This window comes from Sphaerochaeta pleomorpha str. Grapes, assembly GCF_000236685.1.
Lineage (GTDB): Bacteria > Spirochaetota > Spirochaetia > Sphaerochaetales > Sphaerochaetaceae > Sphaerochaeta > Sphaerochaeta pleomorpha.
Window position 1 is genome coordinate 3,246,914 of the sequence record NC_016633.1, and the last position, 11,710, is coordinate 3,258,623.

The 11,710-nt window shown below is 47.9% G+C and carries 12 protein-coding genes; 5 read left to right on the forward strand and 7 right to left on the reverse strand.

Features of this window, described 5'->3' with window-relative positions; genetic code table 11:
- The first annotated feature begins 34 nt into the window (after window positions 1-34).
- Genes obgE through rsfS form a run of 5 tightly spaced genes read left to right on the forward strand, consistent with a single transcriptional unit; the run spans window position 35 to window position 3,249 of the window.
- Complete coding sequence (gene obgE, locus SPIGRAPES_RS14810) at window positions 35-1,117, forward strand: GTPase ObgE (protein WP_014271567.1); 1,083 nt, start codon at window positions 35-37, stop codon at window positions 1,115-1,117.
- A gap of 9 nt (window positions 1,118-1,126) precedes the next feature.
- Window positions 1,127-1,765 carry a nicotinate (nicotinamide) nucleotide adenylyltransferase gene (gene nadD / locus SPIGRAPES_RS14815; RefSeq protein WP_014271568.1) on the forward strand — a complete coding sequence of 213 codons (639 nt, stop codon included), beginning with the start codon at window positions 1,127-1,129 and terminating at the stop codon, window positions 1,763-1,765.
- The gene (yqeK, locus tag SPIGRAPES_RS14820; protein ID WP_014271569.1) at window positions 1,734-2,318 is read left to right on the forward strand and encodes a bis(5'-nucleosyl)-tetraphosphatase (symmetrical) YqeK; all 585 of its coding nucleotides are present in this window, start codon (window positions 1,734-1,736) and stop codon (window positions 2,316-2,318) included. The genes nadD and yqeK overlap by 32 nt, the downstream gene beginning before the upstream one ends.
- Entirely contained in the window at window positions 2,315-2,914 is a 600-nt protein-coding gene (locus SPIGRAPES_RS14825) for a hypothetical protein (protein ID WP_014271570.1), read from the forward strand. The genes yqeK and SPIGRAPES_RS14825 overlap by 4 nt, the downstream gene beginning before the upstream one ends.
- Window positions 2,911-3,249, forward strand: coding sequence for a ribosome silencing factor (rsfS, locus tag SPIGRAPES_RS14830; RefSeq protein WP_014271571.1), 339 nt, complete (start codon window positions 2,911-2,913; stop codon window positions 3,247-3,249). The genes SPIGRAPES_RS14825 and rsfS overlap by 4 nt, the downstream gene beginning before the upstream one ends.
- On the opposite strand, the gene SPIGRAPES_RS14835 is transcribed toward rsfS, so the two are convergent.
- The 7 genes from SPIGRAPES_RS14835 to SPIGRAPES_RS14865 form a co-directional block, all read right to left on the reverse strand.
- Complete coding sequence (locus SPIGRAPES_RS14835) at window positions 3,246-4,277, reverse strand: LacI family DNA-binding transcriptional regulator (protein WP_014271572.1); 1,032 nt, start codon at window positions 4,275-4,277, stop codon at window positions 3,246-3,248. The genes rsfS and SPIGRAPES_RS14835 overlap by 4 nt on opposite strands.
- 54 nt (window positions 4,278-4,331) lie before the next feature.
- A complete protein-coding gene (gene mmsB / locus SPIGRAPES_RS14840; protein ID WP_014271573.1) occupies window positions 4,332-5,513 on the reverse strand; it encodes a multiple monosaccharide ABC transporter permease in 1,182 nt (393 codons plus the stop codon).
- Window positions 5,510-7,054 carry a multiple monosaccharide ABC transporter ATP-binding protein gene (gene mmsA / locus SPIGRAPES_RS14845; protein WP_014271574.1) on the reverse strand — a complete coding sequence of 515 codons (1,545 nt, stop codon included), beginning with the start codon at window positions 7,052-7,054 and terminating at the stop codon, window positions 5,510-5,512. The genes mmsB and mmsA overlap by 4 nt, the downstream gene beginning before the upstream one ends.
- A 71-nt stretch (window positions 7,055-7,125) precedes the next feature.
- Window positions 7,126-8,214 (reverse strand): multiple monosaccharide ABC transporter substrate-binding protein, encoded by a 1,089-nt coding sequence (gene chvE / locus SPIGRAPES_RS14850; protein WP_014271575.1) that lies wholly within the window; start codon window positions 8,212-8,214, stop codon window positions 7,126-7,128.
- A gap of 289 nt (window positions 8,215-8,503) precedes the next feature.
- On the reverse strand, window positions 8,504-9,865 hold the full coding sequence (locus tag SPIGRAPES_RS14855) for an MATE family efflux transporter (RefSeq protein ID WP_014271576.1): 1,362 nt from the start codon (window positions 9,863-9,865) through the stop codon (window positions 8,504-8,506).
- A gap of 93 nt (window positions 9,866-9,958) precedes the next feature.
- Entirely contained in the window at window positions 9,959-10,750 is a 792-nt protein-coding gene (locus SPIGRAPES_RS14860) for an ABC transporter ATP-binding protein (protein ID WP_014271577.1), read from the reverse strand.
- On the reverse strand, window positions 10,750-11,697 hold the full coding sequence (locus SPIGRAPES_RS14865; RefSeq protein WP_014271578.1) for an ABC transporter permease: 948 nt from the start codon (window positions 11,695-11,697) through the stop codon (window positions 10,750-10,752). The genes SPIGRAPES_RS14860 and SPIGRAPES_RS14865 overlap by 1 nt, the downstream gene beginning before the upstream one ends.
- Window positions 11,698-11,710 lie beyond the last annotated feature (13 nt).

Genomic DNA, 11,710 nt, shown 5'->3' on the forward strand with positions numbered 1-11,710 from the left:
ACGAAAATGGCCTTAGGCCAGAGAAAACGAACGCATGTTTGGATTTTCAGACGAGACCTATATTGATGTTGCCTCCGGAAACGGGGGCAACGGTTGTGTTTCTTTCCGACGGGAAAAATACATTCCCAAGGGAGGACCGGACGGTGGTGATGGCGGCCGTGGCGGCGATGTAATCTTTGTTGTGAGGAATAACCTCAGAACGCTTGGTCATCTAAAAATGGTTCGTACCTACCGTGCCGAAAATGGCAGAAATGGTTCCGGTGCAAAGTGTTACGGTCGGGATGGCGATAATATTGAAATCCCAGTACCTCCAGGCACCGTTATAAAAAACGCTGAAACCGGAGAAATAATCAAAGACCTTACCGGTATCGACCGTTGGACTTTTTTGACCGGTGGTCGTGGCGGACAGGGAAACTTTCATTTCAAGACCTCAACCAGGCAAGCCCCGCGTTTTGCCCAGACAGGTGAAAAAGGGAGTGAAATGCGTATCGGGGTTGAACTTTTGGTCATTGCCGATATTGGTTTCGTAGGTTTTCCCAATGCCGGAAAATCTTCCCTGCTCAATATGTTGACCAATGCCCGCACGAAAGTCGCTGGGTACCCCTTTACTACGAAAATTCCTCAGCTCGGTATGTTCCGATACGATGAGCATGATATTGTTCTTGCCGATATTCCTGGCCTTATCGAAGGTGCAAGCGAAGGGGCTGGAATGGGAATCAAGTTTCTCAGACATATCAGTCGGACCACTGGCCTTGCTTTCCTTATCGATTTGAGTGATGACCGTTATCTCGATGCGTATGAAATTCTCTGTAAGGAACTGGAAGCTTTCGAACCATCGCTTCTGGAAAAGAAACAGGTCATCATAGGTACAAAGCTCGATGAAAGCGGGGCTCCCGAACACTTGAAGGAATTGCAGGCGAAATATCCCGATAAAGAAATAATCGGGTTGTGTGTATACTATGAGCAAGGAGTCGAGGAAGTGAAACGGGCCTTTATCAAGATGGTTGGGGATGCAGAGAATCCAGCTCTCCAGGCTCTCAAAGATAGTACAGGCGGTGGTTTTTCCTCTTCGATCGACTATGATGCAGAGTATGCCGAAGAACCCTTCGAGCAATAGGGGGGCGATGTGGCATCGGTAGTTCCAACAGCTATGGTCGGGGGAAGTTTTGATCCAGTTCACCTTGGTCATCTTCACTTGGTCCATACGGTACTCAATGCAACGAACTACCGTCGTTTTGTGTTTGTCCCCGTGGCACAGAATAATTTCAAACCACAGGCCCAGCTGGCAAGTGCCAAGGACCGAATTGCTATGTTACGGTTAAGCTTCAAGGCTTACCGGCGCCTGTATCCGGATGATCCTCCCTGTGAGTTGCTTCTCGATGAGTGTGAGCTGCATAGGGGAGGGGTTTCCTATACCTATGATACAGTCAAACACCTCTATTTGCAGTATAGTATAAAAGGGAGGTTGGGTTTGGTCATGGGTGATGACCTTTTGCCTGATCTTTCCAAATGGCATGAATTTGAATCCCTGAAGGAATTGGTTTCTTTCGTGGTCATCCGTAGGGATGCAACGGCTACGGTTTTCAAGGATTACTTTGTTGACCTTTCCTACGTCGATAATGCAGTATTCGATGATTCTTCCTCAAAGATCAGGGCAGCCTGTGCCCGGTTGGGCGAGGATGAACCGTTAGGCGATGACATTCGTTCCCTGATGACCAAGGAGGTTGCTGATTATGTTCAGCAAAACAAGCTTTACCGTTCTTGAAAGGGATGTCAGGTCCCTCATGAGTGAGAGACGCTTCCTCCATAGCCTGGGGACTGCCCAGACTTGTGTAAGCCTTTGTGAGAGGTATCATGAGAACGTTGAGGTGGACGACTGCTACCGATGTGGTTTGCTGCATGACATCGCAAGGGAATGGCCGGATGCCAAGCTTCAAGAATATGCCAGGGAACACCAGCTCTCATTGGAAAGTGAGGAGAAACTCATTCCGATGTTGCTGCATGGTCCGGTTGCCGCAGATATGTTGGCCTATAAGGGGTATGACTCTGCCCTATGCACTGCGGTACGCTACCACACCCTGGGAAGCCCCTACATGGGGCGGTTGGGGCTTATCCTGTTCATTGCAGACTTTATTGAACCTGGCAGGACACACCTCAGTGGGGGACAAAGGGAGTCGTTGCTGGAAAAAAGAAGTCTGGAAGAGGTTTGCTGCGGCTTGCTTTCCCTGCAGGATAGTTATTTCGAAAGCAAAGGAAAACGTCCCGCGTTTTCTTCCTTGTCCCTGAGAAAATTCATTGAGGAGGGGGGCAGGCTTTGAAACGGTTCCGCTCTTCTCCCTGCTTTTTGGTCTGTGCTCTTCTCATACTTCTGGTTGGCTGTAGGCAGGAAGGAATCCAAGCCGAATACGGTTTGTTTGGTTCTGAGGCTATCGTCCTCCTGAAACAAGGGGAAACTCTCAGTGTTTTGTCCTTACCTGCTGACATTGTTGACGGGTATGCCCTTCATACAAAGTTGGGAAAACAATTGGCTGTGCAGGATCTGCTGGGAATTCCTCCTACCGGTACGTTTGGGACGACTAGCGGCAACCTCGCCCTGCTCAGGGAATTGAGTAGGACTCTTGCAAGCGAAAGACTGGGGGTCGGGGAAGACCAAATTACCGACCAAATGCGTCTTGATGCGATGTTTGCCAGCGCTGAAGACTTGAGAAAAACAGAGTTGGACAATACACTGCAAAGGCTCAGCGGTCTGGATTCTGTCCTTGACCGTTTTTCGGATGTGAAATACTGCCATTATTATGATGTTGGCAGGTTTATCACGATAGATACAACAACGGATTGGGAAGCATTAAGCCTGTATATCAGGCAATGGCTTGCAGAGGCCATGCTTCTGGACCGAAGGAGAAATATTTCATGAATGAATTGATCGATTCCAATGCAAAGACCATTGGGCAGTTTCTTGAAGACCACAAATGTAAGGATATCCATATCATCGATGTTAGCGGAGAATGTTCCTGGGCGGATTGCTTTGTCATTGCTACCGTCAACAGTGTCGGACATCTCAAAGGTGTAGCCCATGAATTATGGAGTGAGCTCAACAATCTCGGACTTGAAGTGAACAATCGTCATAAGAATCCCCAGGGAGACGGCTGGGAATTGATAGATTGTGGCAGTATTGTCATACACCTGATGAGTTCAGAGCTCAGGGATTTCTATTCCCTTGAGAAGCTTTGGCAGAAAAAAGACCTCTAGTCCTCGATATTCTCCCGGATTTTGATAATCGTATTGGTTATTGAATCCGTGGGAGGATTTTTCTGGTTTCCTATCATATAGGCGAAGAGTTTTTGAATGGCCTGGTATCCCTGTTGTGTAGGGTTCTGGCATAAGGTAAAGGAAATGATATTTTTCTTTACCAGTTTTTTTGTCGAGGGAATGTCATCAAAAGTAAGCACTTTGACCAGACCTTCCCTTTTTAGTTTCGTGACTGCCCTGCAGGCGCCTTCCACCCCGGCAGCAGCTATAAAGATGCAATTGATCTGCCGATGCATTGTCAGGGCCTGGGTCGTGACCGTGAAAGCCAAGTCATCATCATCGAGGCTTTCCTTTGTTTCTACGATTTCAAAGGGTACATTCTTTTCTTTCAACCCCTGCAAGAATCCCTTGATCCTTTCGTTATGGCCCAGAATATTAAATGAACCGGTAAGAATGAGCAATTCCTGCTTATCCTTGCTGATCATGGACAGAAGCCCTGCAGCAGTCTTTCCCGCATGGTAGTAATCGGGTCCGATATAACAGAGCCTGCCGCAATCAGGGATGTCTGTGTTGACACAGACGACGGGAATCCCTCCTGCAATGGTCTTTTCCAGGGCCATTCTTACCTGAGGCACATCAACTGAGGTTATGCAGAGGGCGGAATACCCTTTCTCCTGCAATTCCCGTATGGCATTGACATGGGTTTCAGTATCGAATGATTTGACCTCTTTAATGTCGATAGAAAGCCCAAAATCAGAGAGTTCGCGCTCTGCAATCCTGAAACCGGCAATTACATCCTCAAAAAAAGGGTTTCCTATACTGGGAAGGAGGCAGGCAAAGGTCATGGGTTGCTTGAGGGCTGCCAATACTTTACCTGCCCGGTTAGGGAAAAAGCCCAAATCCTCGGCTATTTCCCTGACCTTGGCAGCTACCTCTGCATTAACCCCGCCCCTATTATGCAATACCCGGTCAACAGTGCCTCTAGAGACTCCTGCAACCCGGGCTATATCCTTAATTGTAACTGACAATTACGTATCCTTTTTTGCGAAGTCTACCGTAACGTTTCATCCACATCAATATAACTAGTTTGATTTGACTCGTTTTTTGCTCAATACATCAAAGACTACAGCTCCAAGCACTACGATGCCCTTGACGGCCTTCTGCCAGTTGGAATCGACGCCGAGAATGGACATACCATTGTTCAAAACCCCCATGAAGATTGCACCGATAACCGCTCCGCCTACAGTACCTGTTCCGCCATAAGCCGAAGCACCGCCGATGAAACAGGCTCCGATGGCATCGAGCTCGTAGTTTGTACCTGCGGTGGGTGCTGCTGAATTGAAGCGCGCCACACAGACCAAAGCAGCGACTGCTGATAGGAACCCCATGTTTGTGTAGGCTGAGAAGAGAACCTTGTCCGTATTGATGCCTGAGAGCTTTGCGGCTTTTTCGTTTCCACCTATTGCATAGAGATGCCGCCCCGGGACAGTGCTCGAGGTGTAATAGCTGTAGGCAAGTACGATGACTGCCAGTTGAATCAGGACAACGGGGATTCCCTTGTGCCTTCCGAGCAAGGAGAAGACAAGCAACACGGCAAAGGAAATGAGCACCGTGCGGGTAATTGTCATGGCTGGGTGTTCTGTCTGGTAGCCTTTCCGTTTCTTGTTGAAGCGGTCAAAGACTGCAAACGCGATATACACCAGGCAAATAATGATGCCTACCAGAAGAGTAACCGTGAAAATCGTTTCTGCGTTGGAAGTCCCCGGAAGATACGTAGTAAAATATTTCTGGTAGCTTTCAGGGAACGGGGAGATGGTAAGGCCATTGAGAATGAGCAGGGCTACACCTCTCCAGAGCAACATCCCTGCCAAGGTTACGATGAACGGCGGTATTCTCACGAATGCAATCCAAAAACCCTGCCAAGCCCCAATAAGAGTCCCTACGATAAGGCAAATAATGATCGAGAGAAAAATATTGAGGTGCATGTTGACGACCAACGTACCTGCAACAGCTCCGACGAGTGCGACAATCGAGCCTACCGAAAGGTCGATGTTTCCACCGGTAAGGATGCAGAGCAACATACCTGAAGCCAAGATTACCACATAGGAGTTCTGGCTGATAATATTGGAAATGTTTGCCGGGGCAAAGAGGGAACCCCTGTCCTGACTGACAATAAGAAGCTGGAACAGTATCATGGTAGCTATCAATGCAATAAGCATCGAGTTCTTTTTCATGGTGTTCTTTATTACGCTCGTATTAATCATTCTTTGTTTGCTCCTTTGTTTGATTGCACAATGCACTTCATTATTGCTTCCTGGGTAGCATCTTTCTGGAGCAATTCTCCCACGATGCGCCCTTCATTCATGACATAGATCCTATCGCACATACCCAATATCTCCGGGAGTTCCGAGGAAATGACCAATACCGATTTCCCTTCCTCCACCAGTTGATTGATAATGCAGTAGATTTCATATTTGGCCCCGACATCAATGCCTCTTGTCGGTTCGTCGAGGATCAAGATGTCTGGTTCGGCAAATATCCACTTGCCAAGTAGCACCTTTTGCTGGTTTCCCCCCGAAAGGTTGTTTACATCTTCCCTGACTGAGGAACATTTTGTACGAAGTTTCTCGCTGATATCCTTTGCCACATGGAACTCCATGTCCCGGTCGATCCTCTGGTGCTTGCTTATGGCCTTGAGGTTGGCAAGGGTTGTGTTCTCCATAATTGATTTGGATAATATCAAGCCGTTGCCTTTCCGGTCTTCGGTGACATAGGCAATTTTATGGTCGATGGCTGTTTTTACCGAATGAAGCTGGACTTCCTTCCCATCGATGAATGTCTTGCCGGTAATATTCCTTCCATAGCTATGCCCGAAGATACTCATTGCCAATTCTGTTCTTCCAGCCCCCATCAGGCCGCTGATACCCACGACTTCCCCCTTGTGAAGGGTAAAGGAGATGTCTTCACAAACCTTCCTGCCTTCATACAGCGGATGGAATACGGTCCAGTTCTGCACCTCAAAACTGATAGGGCCTATCTTTGGAGTGCGTTTGGGGAACCGGTCGGTGAGGCTCCTTCCTACCATGGCACTGATAATTTCGTTTTCATTGAAAGACTGAGTTTTTTTCTCCAGCGTGGTAATGACTTCGCCATCACGGATAACTGTCACCCTGTCGGCAATATACGATACCTCGTTGAGTTTGTGTGATATGAGAATGGACGTCATGCCGTTTTTCTTGAACTCCAGAAGGAGGTCTAAAAGTTTTAGGGCATCCGTATCGTTGAGGGAAGCGGTAGGTTCGTCAAGGATGAGCAGTCTGACATTCTTGGCCAGAGCCTTTGCTATTTCGACAAGCTGCTGTTTGCCGACGCCAATATCCTTGATAGGGACCCGGGAAGACTCCTTGAGTCCTACCATCCTCAATAGCTCATCTGCCTTGGAATAGGTATGGTCCCAGTCTACTTTGAGATAGGCCCCCCGCTCATTTCCAAGAAACATATTTTCCCCGATCGTAAGGTAGGGGACCAGTGCGAGTTCCTGGTGGATTATGACAATTCCCTTGTTTTCGCTTTCTTTGATGGTATGAAAAGCGCATTCCTCACCATTGAGCACTATCGTCCCGCTATAGGTTCCTTGGGGGTAAATCCCACTGAGAACATTCATCAGGGTTGATTTTCCTGCCCCGTTCTCTCCAACGATTGCATGGATCTCTCCCTCTGTAATCTGTAAGCTTACATCATTGAGGGCTACGACACCGGGGAATCGTTTGGTGATGTGTTTCATTTCCAATAACGTGTTTTCCAATTGAATCCTCCACCCAGAAGTTGCAGGCGGGCATTTTGAGTGCCCGCCTGTACGGTAATACGAGAAATGGTTTAGTTAATAGCCAAATCAGCTTCTTTGTAGTAACCGCTGTCGATCAAGAGAGCCTTGTAGTTATCCAAGGTAGCGAAAACAGGATCGCAGAGGTAGGAAGGAATGATTCCGGTTCCATTGTCATAGGTCTTGTTGTCGTTGATCTCAACAGTTGAACCCTTGACAATTGCGTTGACCATATCTACGACCTTGCTGGCCAAGGTGCGGGTATCTTTGAAAATCGACATACTCTGCAAGCCCTGGAGCATATTCTTTACTGCTGGCTTGTCACAGTCCTGACCGGTGAGGATCGGGAAATTGTCTTTGGTATAGCCAGCGGCTACGAGCGCGTTGGTAATTCCGTTTGCTACAGAGTCATTGGAGGAAAGAACTGCATCGAGCCTGTTGCCCTTCGGTCCATAGCCATTGGCGGTAATCAGGTTTTCCATTCTCTTCTGGGATTCTTCAGTTGACCAGTTCGGGGTTGCGCACTGGGCTTTTGTGGTCTGGCCAGAGCGAACTACGAGCTTGCCGCTCTTGATATAGGGCTCAAGAATGGACATTGCTCCACCGAAGAAGAAGTTTACGTTGTTGTCATCGGGGGAACCGGTGAACAATTCAATGTTGAAGGGGCCTTTTGCGGTGTCGAGTTTCAATGCATCGCGGATGAAGGTTCCCTGGATGGTACCGACTTTGTAGTTGTCAAAGGTCGCATAATAGGATACTGCATCACTGTTCATGATCAGGCGGTCATAGGCAATGACAGCGATTCCCTTTTGCTTTGCGGTTTTCAGGACCTCGGTGAGGGCCGATCCATCGATTGCAGCGATAACCAGAACTTTGCAATTGCTGGTAATCATGTTCTCGATCTGTGCAACCTGGGTCGGAATATCATTGTCACCAGCATATTGCAAGTCAACCTTGTATCCGGCTTTTTCAAGCTGTGCTTTCATGTTAGCACCGTCTTGGTTCCATCTCTGCAGGCTTTGCGTAGGCATAGAGACACCGATTTTTGCAACTGATGAGGAAGCAGCTTCAGTGCTTCCAGCCGCAAACATTGCCGATGTTGCTAGCAACAGGATCAGCAATACACTTGTAATCTTTTTCATAGGTCACTCCTTAATTAACTGGATTTCTCCAGATATTAACAAATCAAGTGAGCTATAGCACATGCAAGTAGAACGAAGGAGTAGAATAATCACATTAGGTCATGATTACTAAACCGTGCTCGAGCACAACTAGGTATAGTATTAAGCGGATTTGCTGAATTGTAAACAAAATTTTTCTAAAATTTTACTTTACCCAAAGGATTTTCGGGTAGTAAGAAAGGCGAGACTTATGAAAAATCATTGTCTCACAGCCTGGAATACCTATTTCCTGCATAAGGAACATTGTTTCTCAGATTACAATTTTCGTTTTCCATTTTCCCCGGGCAAAACGGACAATGAAACAGATGGAACGGAAAATCCAGTCGATATACATTGCATACCATACCCCAAGCAATCCAAAGCCGAGCTGTAATGCAAGCAGGTAGCTCATACCGACACGGAATACCCACATACTGAACATGGAGACTATCATGGTGTACTTGGCATCCCCTGCGGCCCTGAGGAAGTTGGGAAGCGTAAAAGCTGTCGGCCAGATGAGGATCGAAGCCACCATACAGGTTTTTATGACATGGCTTGCCATTAGGGTAGCCTCAACCGATAGGTTGAATACCTGTACAATCCCTGAGGAAAAGAAGAAGATCGGGGTAACGATGAGGCCCATGGCAAAATAGGCATAAACAAGAAATTTCTTGGAATAGTATACGGCTTGGTCGGTTTGCTGGGCCCCGACACATTGGCCTACGACCGTTATGGAGGCTAGGCCCAAGGCGTTCCCCGGTATATTGGCAAAGGAACCTACTGAGTTGGCTATGGCATTTGCGGCCAGGGAAGCAGTTCCAAAGGAAGCCGTAATACCTTGGACGAGCAATTTGCCGATTTGGAAGACGCTTCCTTCGATACCGTTAGGCACGCCAATGCGCAAAATCCGCTTGATCATGTCGCCCTTCCATTCGAATTTCCAGAGCTTGTAGATAAAGATGCTGTTGTTCCTGTTGCTTATCAGGACAACCATGATGAGAGCCCCGATGATTCTGCTGAGCATGGTTGCCAGTCCTGCCCCGGTAACCCCAAGGCCGAGACCGAAAATAAAGTAGGCATTCCCACAAATGTTTATGAAATTCATCAATACGCTGACTGCAAGGGAGACCTTGCTGTTGCCCATTGACCTGAACAGCGCGGCACAGGAATTGTACACGGCAAGGAAGGGCAAGGAAAACAATACAAAGATAAAGTACGTGACTGAGTTCACCATGACTTCGGCATCGATCGAGCCGAAAATCAATCTGATGATAGCACCTCTGAAGGGCAGGCAGATTGCCATCAGGGAAACCGAAACCACCAAAGACAGAATCAACAATTGTTTGGCTGCAATGTTTGCAGAGGCGTTGTCTTTTCTCCCCAGATATTGGCTCGACACTACAGCCCCTCCGGTAGCAAACGAGGCAAATACCTGTACGATCAAAATGGAAATCGAATCGACAAGACTGATGGCGCTTACTGCCGCTTCACCGGCTGAGGCCACCATAACGGTATCGGCCATGCCTATGGTAACGGCAAGGAATTGTTCGATAATCAAGGGTATTATAAGTTTCGATAAAAACTGCGGGGTAAATATGGATTCACCCAGAAAAGGGAGGGCTTGTGACTTCACGAACGGTAACCTCTGGCCTATAGTAGGTTGGTACTGAATATAATACAAGGGGGGTAATCCCCCCCTGTATTACTACTGGAAATGTATTTGTGACTACTCACAAGTAAGCAGGCCTTCGTCGTTATCGAAATCTTTTTTACGGATATTCTTGAAGAGCTCAACCAGCTTGTTGACAGTAAGCTTTTTCTTGTCTTCCCCGCTTACATCAAGGATAATCGTGCCTTCATCCATCATGACCAGACGGTTGCCAAAATCGATGGCAAACTGCATGTTATGGGTTACCATCAAGGCTGTAAGGTCGTATTCCTTGATGAACCGTTCGGTAAGGTCCATGACAATCTGTGCATTGCGGGGGTCGAGGGCCGCGGTATGTTCGTCTAGCAGAAGCATCCTCGGTTTGCTCATGACCGTCATGAGCAACGTAAGAGCCTGTCTCTGGCCACCGGAGAGCAATCCGACATTGTCCTTGAGCCTGTCTTGCATTCCGATCGGTTCCAGTAACTTCTTGAACTCTTCCCGCCTTTCATTGTTGAGGCTTATCCTGAGGCTTTTCATTCCCTTTGTTGCCGCGGTGATCATATTGTCCTCGATGGACATGTTGGCCGCCGTCCCTTTTGTCGGGTCCTGGAAAATCCTGCCAATGGTCATGGCCCGTTTGTATTCAGGGCTATTGGTCACATTCTTTCCGTCCAGGGTAATCTGTCCGCTGGTTACCGGGTAGGTACCGCTTATCAGGTTGAAAAGGGTGCTTTTCCCTGAACCGTTCGAACCTACGATACAAACTACATCACCTGGATTTACATGCAGGTTGATATCATCAAGGGCGAGTTTTTCATTCACGGTCCCCGGGTAGAAGACCTTGGTCATATTGATAATGTCGAGCATTAGTTTGACTCCTTGTTTTCGGCTTCGTGTCTGGCCAGGGAACGTGCGATGGCTTTTCTCTTTGCTCCCTTGGAGGAAGCAACGCTACGCGTCTGTGCTATGAACAGCGATGCGATGACCAAAATACCGGTGAGAAGCTTGAAGTCATTGGGGGTAATGTGGACCAAGTATCCATACTTGCGTCCGAAGAACATCAAGGCCTTATACATGATAGCCCCAAGGATGGCCCTGAGGGTAAGCAAGGAAATCCTGTTGGAGGAGAAAAGGAACTCCCCGAGCATTATGGCAGCAAGCCCTTGGACGACCATTCCGACTCCGAGGTTTGCATCTGCAAATCCTTGGTACTGGGCAAGGATCCCTCCTGAAAGGGCAATGAGACCATTCGATAGACCGATGCCCATGAGCTTGAGTATATTGGGGTTCATTCCCTGGCTGATGACCATCTGTTCGTTCCCGCCCATTGCACCCATCGCGACTCCAAGGTCGGTACGGAAGAAGATATCAATGAGCACTTTTACAAACAGCACAACCAGCAAGGTTCCCAGAAGCGAAGCCCATTCGGCCGGGATAAAGGCAAATATGCGGGGAAGTTTCGAGTACATGGTCTCTACCCTGAGCAACGGTACGTTTGCCTTGTTGCCAAGGATGCGCAAGTTGATGGAATAGAGCATCGTCATGGTCAAGATACCGGCAAGGAGGCCTGGGATTTTGAGTTTGTTATGGATAGCAGCAGTTACCATACCGGCTAAGATCCCTGAAAGGAAAGAGAAGATCAAGGCAAGGTAAATCGGCCAGCCATGTATGATGAACATAGTTGCAACGGCGGCCCCGGTCGCTACTGAACCGTCGCAGGTAAGGTCTGCGAAGTCGAGTATGCGATAAGAAATCAAGATGCCGATGACCATGAGCGAAAAAACCAAGCCATCTACGAAAATTCCTTCTAACATGTAAAACCCCTTA

Bases quoted from the DNA above. Each gene is read 5' to 3' on its own strand.
- mmsB (WP_014271573.1), bottom strand. From the start codon at position 5,513: ATGATTAATACGAGCGTAATAAAGAACACCATGAAAAAGAACTCGATG.
- obgE (WP_014271567.1), top strand. From the start codon at position 35: ATGTTTGGATTTTCAGACGAGACCTATATTGATGTTGCCTCCGGAAAC.
- yqeK (WP_014271569.1), top strand. From the start codon at position 1,734: ATGTTCAGCAAAACAAGCTTTACCGTTCTTGAAAGGGATGTCAGGTCC.
- SPIGRAPES_RS14860 (WP_014271577.1), bottom strand. From the start codon at position 10,750: ATGCTCGACATTATCAATATGACCAAGGTCTTCTACCCGGGGACCGTG.
- SPIGRAPES_RS14865 (WP_014271578.1), bottom strand. From the start codon at position 11,697: ATGTTAGAAGGAATTTTCGTAGATGGCTTGGTTTTTTCGCTCATGGTC.
- chvE (WP_014271575.1), bottom strand. From the start codon at position 8,214: ATGAAAAAGATTACAAGTGTATTGCTGATCCTGTTGCTAGCAACATCG.
- rsfS (WP_014271571.1), top strand. From the start codon at position 2,911: ATGAATGAATTGATCGATTCCAATGCAAAGACCATTGGGCAGTTTCTT.